The organism is Streptomyces huiliensis (assembly GCF_020037025.1).
Lineage (GTDB): Bacteria > Actinomycetota > Actinomycetes > Streptomycetales > Streptomycetaceae > Streptomyces > Streptomyces huiliensis.
This window is the reverse complement of record NZ_JAIQLH010000004.1, coordinates 118566-135364: the sequence shown is the minus strand read 5'-3', so window position 1 is coordinate 135364 and position 16799 is coordinate 118566. Positions and strand designations below refer to the sequence as shown.

13 protein-coding genes and 5 tRNA genes are annotated in these 16799 nt (G+C 74.6%); 9 read left to right on the top strand and 9 right to left on the bottom strand.

Annotated features, from left to right (window positions below):
* Positions 1-202 precede the first annotated feature (202 nt).
* From JNW98_RS01270 to JNW98_RS01235, 8 genes are all read left to right on the top strand, one after another.
* Entirely contained in the window at positions 203-520 is a 318-nt protein-coding gene (locus tag JNW98_RS01270) for a histone-like nucleoid-structuring protein Lsr2 (protein ID WP_185944390.1), read from the top strand.
* A 227-nt stretch (positions 521-747) separates the two neighbouring features.
* A tRNA-Gly gene (locus JNW98_RS01265) sits at positions 748-819 on the top strand.
* A 46-nt stretch (positions 820-865) separates the two neighbouring features.
* Positions 866-940 (top strand) — tRNA-Gly (locus JNW98_RS01260).
* Between the two features lie 40 nt (positions 941-980).
* Positions 981-1052 (top strand) — tRNA-Gly (locus tag JNW98_RS01255).
* 74 nt (positions 1053-1126) lie between these two features.
* Positions 1127-1202: transfer RNA gene (locus JNW98_RS01250), tRNA-Gly, on the top strand.
* Between the two features lie 71 nt (positions 1203-1273).
* Positions 1274-2719, top strand: a complete 1446-nt coding sequence (locus tag JNW98_RS36015) for a sensor histidine kinase (protein ID WP_263420260.1) — start codon at positions 1274-1276, stop codon at positions 2717-2719.
* Positions 2716-3321, top strand: a complete 606-nt coding sequence (locus tag JNW98_RS01240; protein WP_223766152.1) for a response regulator transcription factor — start codon at positions 2716-2718, stop codon at positions 3319-3321. The genes JNW98_RS36015 and JNW98_RS01240 overlap by 4 nt, the downstream gene beginning before the upstream one ends.
* A 34-nt stretch (positions 3322-3355) precedes the next feature.
* Positions 3356-3428 (top strand) — tRNA-Gly (locus JNW98_RS01235).
* 51 nt (positions 3429-3479) lie between these two features.
* Here the strand turns inward: JNW98_RS01235 and JNW98_RS01230 are convergent.
* From JNW98_RS01230 to purD, 6 genes are all read right to left on the bottom strand, one after another.
* Positions 3480-4862, bottom strand: a complete 1383-nt coding sequence (locus JNW98_RS01230) for a sensor histidine kinase (RefSeq protein ID WP_223766151.1) — start codon at positions 4860-4862, stop codon at positions 3480-3482.
* Positions 4859-5611 carry a response regulator transcription factor gene (locus tag JNW98_RS01225; RefSeq protein WP_223766150.1) on the bottom strand — a complete coding sequence of 251 codons (753 nt, stop codon included), beginning with the start codon at positions 5609-5611 and terminating at the stop codon, positions 4859-4861. Before JNW98_RS01225 ends, JNW98_RS01230 begins: the two co-directional genes overlap by 4 nt.
* 96 nt (positions 5612-5707) lie before the next feature.
* Positions 5708-6610, bottom strand: coding sequence for a phosphoribosylaminoimidazolesuccinocarboxamide synthase (locus JNW98_RS01220; protein ID WP_223766149.1), 903 nt, complete (start codon positions 6608-6610; stop codon positions 5708-5710).
* A 68-nt stretch (positions 6611-6678) separates the two neighbouring features.
* Entirely contained in the window at positions 6679-8109 is a 1431-nt protein-coding gene (locus JNW98_RS01215; RefSeq protein WP_223766148.1) for a N,N-dimethylformamidase beta subunit family domain-containing protein, read from the bottom strand.
* Positions 8110-8128: 19 nt separating this feature from the next.
* Positions 8129-9787 (bottom strand): hypothetical protein, encoded by a 1659-nt coding sequence (locus tag JNW98_RS01210; RefSeq protein WP_223766171.1) that lies wholly within the window; start codon positions 9785-9787, stop codon positions 8129-8131.
* A 445-nt stretch (positions 9788-10232) separates the two neighbouring features.
* Positions 10233-11474: a phosphoribosylamine--glycine ligase gene (purD, locus tag JNW98_RS01205; RefSeq protein ID WP_223766147.1), complete on the bottom strand. Its 1242-nt coding sequence runs from the start codon at positions 11472-11474 to the stop codon at positions 10233-10235.
* Between the two features lie 295 nt (positions 11475-11769).
* On the opposite strand from purD, the gene JNW98_RS01200 reads away from it, so the two are divergent.
* Positions 11770-12486, top strand: a complete 717-nt coding sequence (locus JNW98_RS01200; RefSeq protein WP_223766170.1) for an SLATT domain-containing protein — start codon at positions 11770-11772, stop codon at positions 12484-12486.
* A 77-nt stretch (positions 12487-12563) separates the two neighbouring features.
* Here the strand turns inward: JNW98_RS01200 and JNW98_RS01195 are convergent, their stop codons facing one another.
* The 3 genes from JNW98_RS01195 to JNW98_RS01185 form a co-directional block, all read right to left on the bottom strand.
* On the bottom strand, positions 12564-13214 hold the full coding sequence (locus JNW98_RS01195) for a putative DNA-mimic protein (protein ID WP_223766146.1): 651 nt from the start codon (positions 13212-13214) through the stop codon (positions 12564-12566).
* 227 nt (positions 13215-13441) lie between these two features.
* A complete protein-coding gene (locus tag JNW98_RS01190) occupies positions 13442-15919 on the bottom strand; it encodes a dolichyl-phosphate beta-glucosyltransferase (protein ID WP_223766145.1) in 2478 nt (825 codons plus the stop codon).
* Positions 15920-16071: 152 nt separating this feature from the next.
* Positions 16072-16743, bottom strand: coding sequence for a GntR family transcriptional regulator (locus JNW98_RS01185; RefSeq protein WP_223766144.1), 672 nt, complete (start codon positions 16741-16743; stop codon positions 16072-16074).
* Positions 16744-16799 lie beyond the last annotated feature (56 nt).

The following is a 16799-nucleotide window of genomic DNA, read 5'->3' as shown; positions in this document are numbered from 1 at the left end:
ATCGGCGCCCGTCGAAAAAATCCGGGAAAAACCCCGGAAGACCACACGGTTCCCATTGCACCGGGGCGGGCGGACGGAATTAACTGGGCCCCGTCAGGCAATACCCTTTGCGGAACCTCGGAAAAGGCATTGCCCGAGAACCACCTAAACCCATGCATCGCCGCAGGTCAGCGCGGCGGTACAGGCTGAAAGGACCCATTCCGTGGCGCAGCGTGTGGTAGTGACGCTCTTTGATGACATCGACGGGGGCGAGGCCGCGGAGACCGTCACCTTCGGCATCGACGGCAAGTCGTACGAGATCGACCTCAGCACCGCCAATGCGAAGAAACTCCGGCACGCCCTGGAGCCTTACCTGGACGCCGGCCGGAAGCGCTCCCGCTCCGGGAAGGCGTACCGCCGCACCTCCGTCGAGCCGGACCCGGCGGCCGTCCGGGCGTGGGCCCGCTCGCACGGCATGGACGTGCCGCCGCGCGGCCGGATCCCCAAGAAGGTGTACGAGGCGTTCGAGGCGGCGAACTGACGATCGGGCGCCGGGGGCGGTGGGGGCGGTGGGGCCCCTCCGCCCCCCTCGCGGGAGCTCCCCCCTCAGGGGTGAACCGCGCCCCCTCCCCCGGCGCGGGGCGACCGGATCCGGCCACCCCTCAGATCCCGGCCCCCGCACCGGATTTGCATTCCCCCCCACATGATCCGCTAGAGTCTGGAACACGCCGAGGGGCGAGGCCGAAAGGCCGAAACCCCACGAGACGCGCGGGTGTAGCTCAGTAGTAGAGCGCCCCCTTTCCAAGGGGGAGGCGCAGTGTGCGATCCCTGTCACCCGCTCTCGCCGTTCGTCGGCACCGCTTCGGCGGTTCTGACGAGTGGACGCGCGGGTGTAGCTCAGTAGTAGAGCGCCCTCTTTCCAAGAGGGAGGCGCAGTGTGCGATTCCTGTCACCCGCTCCAGCCGTTCACCGGCCACACATGTGGTCCGGAGAATGGTCGCGCGGGTGTAGCTCAGTAGTAGAGCGCCCCCTTTCCAAGGGGGAGGCGCAGTGTGCGATCCCTGTCACCCGCTCTCATCGCTCGTCCCGACCACCTCGGTGGATCAGGTAGAGTGGTGTTCGCACCGCACGGAAGCGCGGAGCACATGCGGACGTAGCTCAGTTGGTAGAGCGCAACCTTGCCAAGGTTGAGGTCGCGAGTTCGAGCCTCGTCGTCCGCTCCAGAGAAAGACCCCGGTCTCCGCGACCGGGGTCTTTTTTCGTGCCGGACGACGCCGGACGACAGGGAGAGATCATGGGGGCCGGCGGGGCCAAGGGCGCCTTGGGAGTGCGGACGCGCGTGGGCGGCTGGCGGGGGCGGAGCAGGATCGCCCAGGTCGACAGCTACACGCGGTGGACCCTTTATCTGCTGCCCGGCCTCTTCCCGCTCGTCCCCACCCTCGCGCTCCTGAGCGGGTCCCCGGGCCGCGGCGGATCCGGTGACGTCGTCCTGCTGCTGCTCGGCTGGGCGCAGTGCGGGGTGGGCATGGTCCTCTTCCGCCGGGCCCTGGACCACTACCGGCTGCGGCACCCGGCGCCCTGGCGGTGGATCGCCCTCTCCGGCGTGCTGCTGGTGGCCTCCGTGGTGCAGCTGGTCTTCATGGTGCGGGCGGAGGGGCCGACGGACGCCTCGTCGCGGCCCATGGTGCCGCTGGGCGGGCCGCTGGTCTTCTTCGGCTCGCTCAGCCTGGTGGCGCCCCGGGTGCGGACCTACCTGTGGTGGTCCCTGCTGGGCAGCGTCGCCACGGCCGTCGCCGTCCTGCCGTTCGGCGGCCGGCCGGTCGGCGCGCTGATCACCATGGTGCTGGTCTGGGTCGTCGCGCTGTGGGCGCTGGCCACCATACGGAGCGCGGGCTGGATGCTGGCGGTGATGTGGGAGGCGGAGCACGCCCGGACCGTGCAGGCGCGGCTGGCCGTCGCGGAGGAACGGCTGCGCTTCGGCCGGGACATGCACGACGTGCTCGGACGCAACCTCACCGTGATCGCCCTCAAGAGCGAGCTCGCGGCCGAGCTGGCGCGCCGGGGCTCGCCGGCCGCGCTGGAGCAGATGACCGAGGTGCAGCGCGTCGCGCGGGACGCGCAGCGCGACATGCGTGAGCTGGTGCGCGGCTACCGGCAGGCCGACCTGCACACGGAACTGGTCGGGGCGCGCGGGGTGCTGGGCGCGGCGGGGATCGCCTGCCGCATCGACGACGGGCCGGGGGACGCGCTGCCGGACGCGGTGCAGTCCGTCCTGGCCTGGGTGGTGCGTGAGGGCACGACGAACGTGCTGCGGCACGCGGAGGCGCGGCGCTGCGCCATCCGGCTGCGGGTCGCGGGCGCGTCGGCGGTGCTGGAGATGGAGAACGACGGGGTCTCCGGCGGCTCGGAGACCGCGGGCGGTTCCGGGCTGGCCGGGCTGCGGGAGCGGGTGACGGCGCTCGGGGGCACGTTGGAGGCCGGGCGGCGGGCCAAGGCGACGTTCCTGCTGACGGTGGAGGTGCCGCTGGCGGCGGCGGAGGAGGTGCCGGTGGCGGCCGAGGAGGTGCCGGTGGCGGCCGAGGAGGTGCCGGTGGCGGCCGAGGAGGTGCCGGTGGCGGCCGAGGAGGTGCCGGTGGCGGAAGGGCCGGTGGTGGAAGGACCGGTGCCGGACGACGCCCGGCCCGCCCCCGCGCCCGGGCCCGCGCCCGCCCTCACCCCGAACCCCGGAGACCCGGCATGATCACCCTGCTGCTCGCCGACGACGAACACCTCATCCGGGGCGCGCTCGCCGCCCTGCTGGGCCTGGAGGACGATCTTCAGGTGGTCGCGGAGGCCGCCTCGGGGCCGGAGGCGATCGCCATGGCGCGGGCGCACCGGCCGGACGTGGCGGTGCTGGATCTCCAGATGCCGGGGGCGGACGGCGTGACGGTGGCCACAGCCCTGCGGGCCGAAGTGCCCGGCTGCCGCAGCATGATCGTGACCGGTCACGGGCGGCCCGGGCACCTGAAGCGGGCCCTGGAGGCGGGCGTCCGGGGGTTCGTCCCCAAGACCGTCTCGGCGCGACGGCTCGCCGAGATCATCCGGACCGTGCACGCGGGAAGCCGTTACGTGGACCCGCACTTGGCGGCCGACGCGATCAGCGCGGGCGACTCGCCGCTGACCGCGCGGGAGGCCGAGCTGCTGGAGCTGGCGGAGGACGGGGCGCCGATCGCGGAGATCGCGGAGCGGGCCCGGCTGACGCCGGGGACGGTCCGGAACTACCTCTCGGCGGCGGCCGCGAAGCTGGGTGCGGAGAACCGGCACGCGGCGGCGCGCATCGCACGGTCTCAGGGTTGGCTATAGTGGTACCCGCACCGCACGGAAACGCGCGGGGCATGCGGACGTAGCTCAGTTGGTAGAGCGCAACCTTGCCAAGGTTGAGGTCGCGAGTTCGAGCCTCGTCGTCCGCTCAGAGAGAAGGCCCCGGTCCTGTGACCGGGGCCTTCGTCGTACCCGCCGCGTCACTCCCCGTCCGGGAAGCGCAGGCGGAAGAGGGCGCCCGGTCCGCTCGCGGGCCGTTCCGCCGTGAGTTCCGCGCCGTGCGCGCGGGCGATCTGCCGGGCCATCGCCAGGCCGAGGCCCGAGCCGGGCAGGGCGCGGGCCTGCCGGGAGCGGTAGAAGCGGTCGAAGACGTGCGGCAGGTCCTCGTCCGAGATGCCGGGGCCGTGGTCGCGGACGGTGAGGTCCAGCGCGTCCGGGCGCCGGTCCAGGCGGACCTCGACGGCGGCGCCGGGCGGGCTGAACTTGGCGGCGTTGTCGAGCAGGTTGGACAGCAGCCGCGCCAGCCGGGCGGGCACGCCCGGCACGGTGACGTCCGCCACTTCCCCGGTCTCCAGGGCGAAGGGGGTCGCCGGCCAGTGACCGCGCGCGGCGGCCACGCAGCGCTCCGTGAGCGCGTCGAGCCGTACCCGTTCGACGAGTTGGCGCGGCTCCTCGTCGCGGGCCAGCTCGATCAGGTCGTTGACGAGGCCGGTCACCTCGCGCAGCTGGCGGCCGAGGGCGCCGGCCGCGCGGTCGCGCTGGGCAGGCGTGAGGCGTTCGGCGCGGGCGAGGAGCTCGGCGTTGGTGCGGAGTGCGGTGAGCGGGGTGCGCAGTTCGTGCGAGGCGTCGGCGACGAGCCGGCGCTGGGCGGCGACCGCGTCCTCCAGCTCGCCCAGCATGGTGTTGAAGCTGGTGGCGAGCCGGGTGATCTCGTCCTGGGACCGCTTCCCGTCCGGCGGCAGGTCGATCCGGTGGGCCGGGTCGCGGGTGGCGGCGATGCGTTCGGCGGTGGCGGTGAGCCGGCTGACCGGGCGCAGGGCGGTCCGCGACGCGGCGTAGCCGAGTCCGGCCGCCAGCAGCACGCCGCCCCCGCCGACCGCGCCGAGCAGCAGCCCGGCCTGCTCCACGCCCTTGTCGACGGTGTCCGAGCGGACCGCCACCTGCAGGGCGCGGCCGTGGCCCAGCGGGGTGGTGAGCATCCGCAGCGAGCGGCCGTCGCGGACGATGTCGCTGTAGTGGGCGCCGAGGGTGCCGGCGGCGACGCGGCGGGTGGCGCCGGTGACGGGCAGCACGAGGCCGCGCTGCCCGGGCGCGGCCGGGTCGGCGGGGACGACCTGGGCGCAGGCGGGGGCGGCCAGCCAGGCGCACTCGGCGTAGAGCACGCCGGTGCCGCTGCCGCGCGCCTGCTGGACGAGGGTGCCGGCCTGCTGTTTGAGCTGGAGGTCGAGCTGGTTCCTGATCTCGTAGCGGATCACCACGTACGCGGCGGCCAGCACGCCGAGCGCGACGAGGGCGACGGCGGTGGAGGTGACGACGGCCAGCCGGGTGCGCAGCGGGCGGCGGCGGAACGGGGCGGGGTTCACCGGTCGGCCAGCCGGTAGCCGACGCCGTGCACGGTGTGCAGGAGGCGGGGCGCGCCGTGCGCCTCCAGTTTGCGGCGCAGGTAACCGATGTAGACGGAGAGGGAGTTGGACTCGGGTCCGAAGTCGGCGCCCCAGACGTGCTGCTGGATGGTGTCGCGGGGCAGCACCTGGCCCGGGTTCCGGAGGAAGAGTTCCAGCAGGGTGAACTCGGTGCGGGTGAACTCCAGGGGCTCCCCACCGCGGTCGCCGGTGCGGGTGGCGGGGTCCACGGTGAGGTCGGCGTACCCGAGCCGGCCGGCGCTCTCCCGGCCGTCGGCGCCGCCGGCCGGGCCGGGGGCGGCGCGGCGCAGCAGGGCGCGCAGCCGGGCCAGCAGCTCGTCGAGGGCGAACGGTTTGACGAGGTAGTCGTCGGCTCCCGCGTCGAGGCCCGCGACGCGGTCGGAGACGGCGTCGCGGGCGGTGAGCACGAGGATGGGCGTGCGGTCGCCGAGTTCGCGCAGCCGGCGGCAGACGGCGAGGCCGTCGAGGACGGGCATGGCGAGGTCGAGGACGATCGCGGCGGGCGGGGCGGCGGCCACGGCGGAGAGCGCGGCGAGCCCGTCGGCGGCGGACCGGACGTCGTAGCCCTCGATGGCGAGGCCGTCGACGACGGCGGCGCGGACCTCGGGGTCGTCGTCGACGACGAGCACGGCGGGGCTGCCGGGACTGCCGTGACTACCGGGGCCGGCGGATGGGACAGGAGGGGCCATGGTGTCCCACTGTGGCAGAGGAACTCTGAGAGACCTCTTAGGAGTCCGCCGCGTCCGCCGAGCCCGTCGCGCCCGTCGCCGTGCCCGCTCCCGTGATCACGTCCAGCGGGTCAGCGTCAGCCGCTCGTACGCCTCCACGTACCGGGCGCGCGTCTGCTCGACGACGTCGTCCGGCAGCGCGGGCGGCGGCAGTTCGCCGTGCCGGTCCCAGCCGGCGGCGGGCGAGGTCAGCCAGTCGCGGATGTACTGCTTGTCGAACGAGGGCTGCGGGCGGCCCGGCTGCCACTGGTCGGCGGGCCAGAAGCGGGAGGAGTCGGGGGTCAGGACCTCGTCCGCGAGGACCAGCTCGCCGTCCTCCGCCCGGCCGAACTCGAATTTGGTGTCGGCCAGGACGATGCCCCGGTCGCGGGCGATGCCGCGGGCGCGGTCGTAGACGGCGAGGGTGATCTGGCGCAGCTCGGCGGCCGTCTCGGCGCCGACGCGGCGGGCCACCTCCTCGTAGGAGACGTTCTCGTCGTGCTCGCCGACCTCCGCCTTGGTGGCGGGCGTGAAGATCGGGGACGGGAGCTCGGCGCCGTCGGTGAGCCCCTCGGGGAGGGCGAGGCCGCAGACGGTCCGGGTCTCCTCGTACTCCCGCAGGCCGGAGCCGGCGAGGTGGCCGCGGGCCACGCACTCGACGGGGAGCATGTCGAGGGAGCGGCAGACGAGGGTCCGGCCGGCCCAGTCGGCGGGGGCGCCGGGCGGCAGCTCCGTGGAGAGGACGTGGTGGGGGACGAGGTCGGTGAGGCGGTCGAACCACCACAGGGAGAGCTGGGTGAGGATCCGGCCCTTGTCGGGGATCTCGGTGGGCAGCACCCAGTCGTAGGCGGACATGCGGTCGCTGGCGACCATCACCAGCCGGCCTTCCGCGTCGCGGTAGAGGTCGCGCACCTTGCCGGTGTGCAGATGCACAAGGCCCGGTACCTCTACCGGTTCGGGCTTCTCGACGAATCCGGACACGCGTCCTCCTGGTTGTTTGTCCAAACGCCTCGATTCTGCCGTATCCGCCTGCCCCGTCGGAGCGGGGGTCAGGCGCGTTTGCAGATGTGGTCCAGGAGGTTGGCGGTGGCGCGCTGGACGCGGGGGTCGGTGTGGCCGGGCCGGTCGAGGGCGGGCGCCCAGCCGGAGGTGCCGGAGGCGAAGACGAGGGCGCCGCTCGGCGCGCGGTACAGGGACGTCTCCTGGTGGCGGCGGACGCCGGCGGCGTCGCGGTACGGGGAGTGGGCGAGCAGGATGCGTTCGGTGTGCGGCGGGAGGGCGGTGCGCGGGTGGTAGCGGTCGGCGTCGCCCGCGACCAGGCCGGGCAGCTCCTCGCCCTCGGCGGCGCCGGTGCCCTCCCACAGCCAGTGGTCGGTGTTGCGGACGACGAGGGGGGCCGGGCGGGGGACGCGGCCGGCGTGCTGGATGCCGAGCAGCTGCTGCTCGGGGGCGGTGTCGCGCCAGGGCGCGGCCCGGCCGCCGGCGCGCTGCCTGCGGCAGGTCAGCAGCCGGTCCGGGCCGGTCGGCGAGGGCGCGGTCTCCAGCTGCCGGGCCAGGACGCCCGCGCCGAGGAAGACGAGCGAGGTGCCGGCGTCGCGGGCGGCCTCGACGGCGCGGCGCAGGGGGGCCGTCCAGTACCGGTCCGGGCCGGGGAAGACCAGGCCGCGGTAGCGGGTGGGGTCGACGCGGCCGGCGTGCAGGTCGGTGGCGTGGGCGTAGCCGAGGTCGTAGCCGTAGCGCTCGGCCCAACGGACGACGTCGTAGACGTGCCCGGCGTCGGGCGGCAGGCCGGTGCCCGCGTACGGGCGGTCGGCGCAGACGGTGACGGCCGCGTCCTCCTCGCCGAGCAGCCGGCCCCGCTCGTCCCACGCGTACCGCAGCCCGGCGCCCGTGCGGCCGTCCTCCGGGTAGACGTTGTCCGCCTGCCAGGTGAGGTCGGGGAGGACGAGCAGCAGGTCGGCGGGGGTGCCGTCGCGGACGGTGAACGGGATGTGCGCCCGCTGCCCGTCGGCCGTGCCCAGGACGGCGACGTAGGCACCCGGCGGCCAGTGCGGCGGCACGTCCAGCCGCCAGGACAGCCACCAGTGGTGGCACGACACGGCCCGCTCCGCGACCAGCGGCGGCGGCTGCGCCGTCCCGTCCAGCGGCGGGCTGACGGCCATCCGCGCGGCGCCGTGGCCCGCGTAGTACCCGACGCGGTGCACCTCCACGGTGAACGGGCGCGGGGGCTCCACGGTGACCCGGAACGCCACGGACTCGCCGGGGGCGACGGCGGCGTCGGACGTGAAGCCGCGGAGGGGGCGGCGGACGTCGTCGACGGCGTACCAGGGGCGGCCGGACGCGGCGGCGTCGTCGGCCAGCCAGGCGAGGGGGGCCTCGGGGAAGGGGTCGTGCGCGGCGCGCGCCAGGGCGGCGGACTCCCAGGCTTGCCGGGGGGCGCCTTCCTCGCCGCCCGGGCCGTTCGCGTCCCCCTGGTTCACGTGGTCTCCCCCAGCGCCCTCAGCCCAGCCGTACGGGTTTCTCCGGGCGGACCCCGACCTCGCCCAGCCAGGCGCGCAGGGGTTCTCCGTCGCCGTCCTCGATCAGGGTGAGGACGGTGCGGGCCAGGTCGGCGCGGCGGGCGCCGGCGACGAGGAGGGCCGGGCCGTCCAGCCAGTCCAGGCCGGGGGCGGCGCCGGCGGTGTCGACGGCGGCGCAGCAGATCATGGCCGTCACGTGGTCGGTGAGCAGCTCCCGGCCGCTGCGCGGGGGCTGGAGCGGGAACAGCGGGGCGAGGCCGTCGAGCCCCGGTTCACAGGCGGCCGGCGGGGTCCCGGGGCCGGCCTCGCGGGCGAGCTCGGCGCTGAGCCGGTGGCCGAGCCGCTCGCCCACGCCCGGCCCTGCCGGGCCGGTGAGGCGGTCGAGGACGCGGTCGACGGTGGGCGGGACGGGGGTGGCGGCGCTCTCCTGGGCGGACGGCAGACCGGTCGTGGCGGGGTCCGTGACGTCGTCGAGGACGTCCTCCAGGACGCGGTGCAGCCGGGCGGCCTCGACCCGCCACTTGCGGTCGACGACCTCCTCCGGGTACTGGCTCCAGCTGACCGGGGACCAGTCGGGGCCGGGCTCCGGCGGGCCGCCGTGGAACAGCCGGGCGGCCAGCAGGGAGGCCGCCTCGTCGATGACGCCCGGCTCCTCCAGCAGGTCGCAGGCGGGCCGCTCGCCGAGGCGGGAGGCGAAGCCCTCCGCGAGCCGGTCCCGGCGGGACAGCTCGGTGAGCGCCGAGACGACGCCCGCGTCCAGCCGGGACGGCCAGCGGCCCATCCGCCAGGCGGGCAGGGCGACCCGGTTGAGCAGCCGGTCCCAGCCCGCGTAGGCCAGGCCGACCTGTTCCTGGGCGACGACGCGCAGGCCGTAGTCGACCGTCTGGGCGCGCTCGGAGGCGGCCGCGGCGACGCCGCGCTCCATCTCGGCGGCGTGCTCGCGGCAGGAGCGCAGCAGGATCCGGGCCGTCCAGCCGACGAAGGCCAGCAGCGGGCGTCCCGCGGCGACCGCGACGGCCGCGTCGAGGCCGCGGACGAAGCGGCGGGCCGCCGCTATGTCCGGGTGGGCGGCCGGGCCCGTGCCCGCCACCACCGGGGCCAGCAGGGCGCGCAGCTCGGCGACGCGCATCCACCACAGGAACGGCGAGCCGATCACCAGGACCGGCGCGGCGGCCGTGCGGCGGCGGGGCAGCGGACTCGGACGTCCGGCCGCGGTGCGGTGCGCCGGGTGGGTGCGGTCCTCCAGCCAGCTGTCGCAGTCCGGGGTGAGCGCTATGGCCGAGGGCGCCGGGACGTCCATCCGGTCCGCCAGGTCGCGCACCAGCCGGTAGAGGTCCGGCGCGGTCTCCTCGGGGATCGGCACGGTGGGGCTGAGCGCGGGCCGGGCCCGTGCCACCACGGCCGCGACGACGCCGGCGAGGGCCAGCGCGGCCAGGGCCGCGGCGACGACGGCGGGACGGGCCGCGGCCCCGACGCCGCCGTCCGGGATCCGGCCCATGAGCGTGCCCGCCAGCAGCACCACCGCGGCCGCGGCGGGCAGCAGGGCGACGGCCAGCGCGGTGCTGCGGACGCGCAGGACCGCCAGGGCCCGGAGGCGCGCGGTGTGCGCGCCGGCTTCCGTACCTGCCACGAGACCGATCACCCCCAGTCGCCTGTAGTGCTCCGGCCGCCGGTTACCACCCCCCACTGTGGCACCGGCCTCTGACATCGCAATGCCGGTGGGCCAGTTGCCGGACGCTCGGCGGGCGGCCTGCGCGGCACCCTAGTGGGGCGTGGGGCGTTCGTCAGCCGGTTGGCGGATCGGTCACTCGATGGAATGGCTTTGCCCAAGGGTTGGGTTCGGGCGTGGGGGTTGCGCCTGCGGCGGGCGGTGCCCCGGTCCCGCCCCTTCGCCGTTTCCTGGGGCTGCGCCCCAGACCCCTTGTCACGGCTCCGCCGCTCGTCCTCAAACGCCGGACGGGCTGGATGGTGCCTGAGGTAGCACTTCAGCCCGTCCGGCGTTTGAGGACGACCGCGCGGAGCGCGGTTTCAGGGGGTGCGGGGGCCCGCCCCCGCGAGAAACGGTGAAAGGGCGGGATCGGGGCCTACTCCTTGCCCGCAGCGATATCCGTCCGGTACTGCGCCCCGCGCATCCGGACCAACGCCACCGCCTCGTAGGCCCGCTCCCGCGCAGCGGGAATCCCGGCCCCCGTGGCCGTCACGGACAGCACGCGACCGCCGGCACTGACCACGGCACCCGAAGCATCCCGCGCCGTCCCCGCGTGCAGCACGTACGCGTCGGAGACGGCGTCCGCCTCGTCGAGGCCCTCGATGACGTCCCCGGTACGCGGCGTCCCCGGATAGTTGTGCGACGCGACCACGACGGTCACCGCCGCGTCGTCCGCCCACCGCAGCGCCGGGAACGACCCGAGCGAGCCCGTCGCGGCAGCGTGCAGCAGCCCGGCCAGCGGCGTCTTCAGACGGGCGAGAACCACCTGGGTCTCCGGATCCCCGAAGCGCGCGTTGAACTCGATCACGCGCACGCCGCGCGAGGTGATCGCCAGCCCGGCGTAGAGCAGGCCGGAGAACGGCGTGCCGCGCCGCCGCAGCTCGTCGACGGTCGGCTGGAGGACGGTGCGCAGGACCTCGTCCACGAGGCCGGGGTCGGCCCAGGGCAGCGGGGAGTAGGCGCCCATGCCGCCGGTGTTCGGCCCCTGGTCGCCGTCGAGGGCGCGCTTGAAGTCCTGGGCGGGCTGGAGCGGGACGACCGTCTCGCCGTCGGTGACGGCGAAGAGCGAGACCTCGGGGCCGTCCAGGAACTCCTCGATCACCACCTGGTCGCAGGCGAGCGCGTGGGCGCGGGCCACGTCGACGTCGGGGGTGACGACGACGCCCTTGCCGGCCGCGAGGCCGTCGTCCTTGACGACGTAGGGGGCGCCGAAGGCGTCGAGCGCGGCGTCGATCTCGGCGGGGGTGGTGCAGACGTAGCTGCGGGCGGTGGGGACGTTCGCCGAGGCCATCACGGACTTGGCGAACGCCTTGGAGCCCTCCAGGCGGGCCGCCTCGGCGGACGGCCCGAAGGCGGGGATGCCGCGGGCGCGGACGGCGTCGGCGACCCCGGCGACCAGCGGGGCCTCCGGGCCGACGACGACGAGGTCGGCGTCGAGCGAGGCGGCCAGTTCCGCCACCGCCGCGCCGTCGAGGGCGTCGACCGGGTGCACCTGAGCGGTCTCGGCGATGCCGGCGTTGCCGGGAGCGCAGTGCAGAGCGGTGACGTCGGGGTCGAGGGACAGGGAGCGGCACAGGGCATGTTCGCGGGCGCCGCCGCCGATGACGAGGACCTTCACGGGTGTCACCCTATTGCCTTCCGGAACGATCAACGCCGTGCGTCCCGGCTCTCCCACCCTTCCCGTCAGGCCTCGTCAGAACGTTTCGCCGCACCCGCCCCGTCACGTCCACACAGGCCACCCACTCTTTCGGGTGAGGGGGATATCGCCCCCTATACCCGATTCCCTGGCACTTACGGGCGGCAAAGGAGCGATCCGGTACACAAGGCCAACCGTTCGGCGGTAGGAAAGAGGCGGTGACAGGGGTACGGAGCAGCAGCGGTGAAGAGGGAGTGCAGGGGTGAGCCAGCCTGAGATGCAGCCCGAGGGGCTCCCCAAGGAGCAGGACGGGAGGCACCGGGGAGATCTGCGCGGCCGGACCTTCCCGCTCGGCGACTGGGGGGAGCCCGCTCAGCGACTCGACGAGCTGTACCGGTGGGTGGAGAGCGGCGCGCTCCTCCTCGCCGACTGGTACCTCGCCGACCGCGCCTGGAAACGCCGTTGGGCCCGCGCCCTGCGGGTCGCCGCCGCGGTCTTCGCCGTGATCGGCGCGGCACTGCCACTGCTGGAGCTGACGAAGGCCATTCGCACCGGCTCCACTTGGGCGTTCCTCGCCCTGCTGGGCGCCGTCGCGTGCGTCGCCTGCGACCGCTACTTCGGCCTGACGACGGGCTGGATGCGGGCGGTCTCCACGGCGCAGGCGGTGCAACGGCGGCTGGAGGCGCTCCAGTTCGACTGGGCGTCGGAGTGCGTGCGCGAGGTGTTGGGCCCGACCGAGGGGACGGCGAGCGAGGCGGCCGAGCGCTGCCTGACCGTGCTGCGCCGCTTCTCCGAGGACGTCTCGGAGCTCGTCCGCGCCGAAACGGCCGACTGGATGGTGGAGTTCCGGGCCGGCCCGGCGCCCCTGCTGACCCAGTCGCTGGTCGCCTGGGGGCCGCGGGGGGAGAACGGCGGGCCGGTCGGCCGGTTCCCGCTGCCGCCCGGCTCGCGGCCGAACATGCCCCGGCAGCGCCCGCCGGAGTCCCCGCGCTGAGAAGCCCGGGAAGACGGCAGGAGTCCGGCCCGGTACGCCCGTACCGGGCCGGACCGTTTCCGCGGAAGCGCCGGCGGTCAGCTGAACACGATCATCGAGCCCTGCCCCAGGCTGCGCGTGACCGCCGCATGCAGTCCCAGCCACACATGCCGTTCCCGCGCGAACGGACTGTCGTCCGCGGGCCCCGGCGCGGCCGGTTCGTCCAGGGCCGTGGGCTGCCGGGGGGCGGCCGGCGCGGCCGGCGGGTTGTCCGGGTCGATGCCGAGCACCGGGGCCACGCTCATGAGTTCCCGCAGCAGACCATGGCTCGATCCCAACGGTCCGCCGCCCTCCAGGAGTTCGTCGCTCGACAGCGGGTGCGCGAAGTCGACCGGAACGTAGGCGCCCGCGTGGTCGTAGTGCCACACCAGGTGCGACTGCTGGGCCGTGGTCTCGAACATCTCCAGCAACTGGGCGTAGTCGCCGCCCAGTTCGTCGACCGGCGTGACGGTCAGCCCGCACAGGTTCAGCAGGTGGGCGCGGCGCAGGAAGTGGAGTGCGTCGTAGTCGAAGCCCGCGACCGGGGCCACGTCCCCGGACAGGCCCGGCATGTAGCCGAAGACGGGGACGGGGGGCAGTCCGGCCGCGCCGAGGGCCCGGTCGTAGACGGCGATCTCTTCGGCGAAGGGGTTGTCGGGGCTGTGGCACAGCACGTCGACGAGGGGGACAAGCCAGAGGTCACATGCCACGTGAGCTCACTCTCTGTTCGCCTTCAGTGCGATGGTCGGGCCAGGGTAGTGCCGCTCAGCGGGTTGTCACACAGGGGCGACGGACATGGACGGGCGGATTCCGTCCGGTTTCGGGCACGCCCGTGAACCCACCGGCATGCCCCTGATCCCACCGGCATGCCCCTGACTCCACAGGCGTGCCCCTGACTCCACAGGCGTGCCCCTGATCCCACAAACGTCCCCGCCCCTCACACCCCGTCCCGCACGTCCCACACCCAGACGCCCCCGACCCGCTGCGGCTTCCGCCCGGTGAGCCGTTCGACGGTCTCGCGCAGCGGCTCCCCCTTGTCCTGCTTGTCCTGCGGCGGCAGGACGATCGCGTCGGCCCGCCAGGCGGCCAGGTCCCGGCCGAACGCCCGCCGCGTCCGGTCGTCGACGTCCGCCGCGCGGCCCGTCTCGTTCACCTTCTTCAGGAGCTCGGCGGTGGGCGTGGGGACCGGGCCGTAGATGCCGCGCCGGTCGGGGCCGTCGGGGCCGTTGAAGTAGCCGCCGGGCAGGGCGAAGCCGAAGTCCGCCCGCGCCTGCCAGTCCAGCGCCGTGACGTGCCCCGGGTCGGGCACCGGCACGGGCACCAGCGTCCGGCCGGGCCGGACGTGGTCCCGCCAGTGCCCGTCCGCGACGAACGCCGGCACCGGCGCGCGTTCGACGGTCGGGTACGGCGTCGGCAGCAGCGGCACCAGCGCCGCGGCCCCCGCCGCCCAGGCCGCGAGCCGCCGGCCGCGCTCGCGCTCGCCGCGCGGCCGGCTGTTCAGGGCGCGGTCGCAGGCGAGGGCGAGCAGGATGCCGAGGGCCGGGGCGCAGATCATGGCCGTACGGGACTCGATGACGGACTCGAACAGCGGCATCTCGCCCACCACCCGCCACGGACCGGGCAGCGTGTGGGTCGTGCCGAGGACCGGGATGTCCCGCCCGAGCGAGAGCACGGCGGCGGCCAGGGCGGTGAACCCCAGGGCGCGGACCAGCGGCCGGTCCCGCATCCGTACGACGAGGAAGACCGCCAGCACGATCAGCGGCCAGCCGAAGAACGCGTTCTCCTCGGTCCGGTTGAGGGACAACGACGCCGCGACCCGCGCGTCGCCGGCCAGCGACCGGGTCGCGAACTCCAGCAGCGCGAACGGATGGTTGCCCACCGAGCCGTGCAGCACACTGTGGTAGCTCTGCGCCCCGAAGAACTGCCGGTACAGCGGCACCGCCAGCAGCACCGCCGCCACCGGCGCCGCCACCGCCAGCCCGCGCAGCAGCGGCCCGGCGGCCGCCCGCGCCGCGCCGGGGGCGAAGACGGCGTACCCGAAGGCGAAGAGGAGCAGCCCGGTCGCGGCCAGCAGCAGCACCTCCTCGCCGAGGAAGACCTGGTAGACGAGGAGCAGGCCGAGGATCACGCCGTCGCGCCGGACCCGCCGGCCCTCGCAGAGCCGCAGCGCCCGCTCGATGATCAGTGGGATGACGAAGAGGACCGCGAAGTTGGGGTGCGCGGTGCCGTGCGAGACCATCGGCGGCGCGAAGGCGCAGAAGCCGCCACCCAGCGCCGCGGCCCACCGGGAGCGGACGAGGCGTTTCGCCAGCAGCCGGTACCAGGTCCACGCCGTCAGGGCCGTCCCGCCGGTGAGCACCACCGCCCAGGTGACGTGCGGGCCGAGGGTCAGCGTCAGCGGCGCGAGGGGGACGGAGACGCCCATCATGGTCGTGTTCGCCATGAGGTTGACGCCGTAGGGGTGGTTCTGGAGGTCGGTGAAGAACGGGTCGCGGAGGTGCGCGACGTTGTCCGCGGTGACCGCGAAGAACCACTCCCACTGCTGCTGGTCGGAGGCCGAGTCGACGAGGTACGCGGCGTTCGGCGCGGCCCACAGCCCGGCGTACAGGAAGAGGGCGATCAGCAGGTAGAGGCCGGCGACGGCGGGCCCGGCCGGATGGACCGCCCGGATCCGCAGCCGGACCAGGTCGCCGAGGACGGCGGCGTACGCGGGCGGGCGCACCTTGGAGCCGGGCCGGTGGTCCCAGCGGACCGGCACCTCCGCGACCGCCCAGCCGCGCTTGCGGAAGAAGCGCAGGATTTCGACGTCGAAGGCCCAGCCGTTGAGCCGGGACGCGGCGAACGCCGTGCGCGCCCGCTCGCCCTCGAAGAGCTTGAACCCGCACTGGCTGTCCCGCACCCCGGGCGCGGCCACGGCGCGTATCACGCCGGCGCCCGCCCGGCCGAGGGCCTCGCGCAGGGCGTGCTGGCGGATGCCGATGCGCGAACCGGGCAGCGCCCGGGAGCCGACCGCCGCGGCGGCACCCGCGTCCAACCCGGCGCTCAGCAGCGGCAGTTCCGACATGGGCGTGGCCAGGTCGGCGTCGGTGACCAGGACCCGCCGGCCGTGCGAGGCCAGCACGCCGATCCGGACGGCGTGCCCCTTCCCGCGGTTGGCGGGCGAGCCGAGCAGCCGGATGCGCGGGTCCTCGGCGGCGGCGGCCCGGACCACGTCGGCCGTGCCGTCCGTCGACCCGTCGTCGACGACGATCAGTTCCCAGGTCTCCGTCCCCTCCCCGTCGAGATGGGCGCGGATGGTCTTGAGACTGGGGGCGAGGCGGTCCTCCTCGTTGTAGGCCGGAACGACCACGGACAGGCCGACGGCGCCGGCGCGCTGCTCGTCGGGGGGCGGCGACGGCGGGTTCTCGGACGTCATGTCCTCAAGACGAACCCAGAGATCGTTGGGTTGCACACGCAATATCGAATCCCCGTGCCAAGTGACCGGAATTACCCGCATCGACGAACACTCCGACCGCCCGTGTCCGGACTTATCCCCCTTCACCGCCGCCCGACCGTCAACCGGCGCGATCAGCCCGTCAGCGACCTGATCAGCGTCAGCGCGTGCGTGTTGTACCCGGTGATGATCCGCTGCACGGCCCCGCCCTCCCGGCGGGCCAGCGCCTCCACCATCTCCACGTGCCCGCACCACAGCCGCCCGCGCAGATCCCCGACCCGGCGCAGCAGCGGAACCATGAAGACCCAGCACTGCACCCGCACCCGGTCCAGGAAGTCCGAGATGTACGGGTTTCCGACGAGGGCCGCGAACTCGCGCCAGAAGCGCAGGTCGTAGCCGATGAGGATGTCCAGGTCACCGGCGTTCGCGGCGCGGGACGCCTCCTCGGCGCGGCGCCGGACGGAGGCCAGGACGGCCGGGGTGGCGGCGCCCAGCGCCTGCTCGGTGGCGTGCCGGAACATCCCCTCCAGCATCATCGTGCGCGCCTCGACCATGGCCAGGAAGTCCGCGTACGAGAACTCGCGCACCCGGTAGCCCTTGTGCAGCTCGACGTGGAGCAGGCCCTGCGAGCACAGGTCGAGCAGCGCCTCGCGGACGGGGGTGGCCGAGACCCCGTAGCTCTCGGCTATCTCCTTGACGGTGAACTGCCGTCCCGCCGGGAGCCGGCCCGCGATGACCTCCTCGCGCAGGGCGTCGGCGATCTGTGAGCGCAGCGTCGTGCGCTTGACAGCGTCGCTGCCGGGCATGGTGTCCGTCTCCCCTTCCCTGACCGCGCGCCGGCGCGCGAACGGCCCTCGCAACA

Bases quoted from the DNA above. Each gene is read 5' to 3' on its own strand.
- JNW98_RS01200 (WP_223766170.1), top strand. From the start codon at position 11,770: ATGCAGCCCGAGGGGCTCCCCAAGGAGCAGGACGGGAGGCACCGGGGA.
- JNW98_RS36015 (WP_263420260.1), top strand. From the start codon at position 1,274: ATGGGGGCCGGCGGGGCCAAGGGCGCCTTGGGAGTGCGGACGCGCGTG.
- JNW98_RS01240 (WP_223766152.1), top strand. From the start codon at position 2,716: ATGATCACCCTGCTGCTCGCCGACGACGAACACCTCATCCGGGGCGCG.
- JNW98_RS01190 (WP_223766145.1), bottom strand. From the start codon at position 15,919: ATGACGTCCGAGAACCCGCCGTCGCCGCCCCCCGACGAGCAGCGCGCC.
- JNW98_RS01185 (WP_223766144.1), bottom strand. From the start codon at position 16,743: ATGCCCGGCAGCGACGCTGTCAAGCGCACGACGCTGCGCTCACAGATC.
- JNW98_RS01225 (WP_223766150.1), bottom strand. From the start codon at position 5,611: ATGGCCCCTCCTGTCCCATCCGCCGGCCCCGGTAGTCACGGCAGTCCC.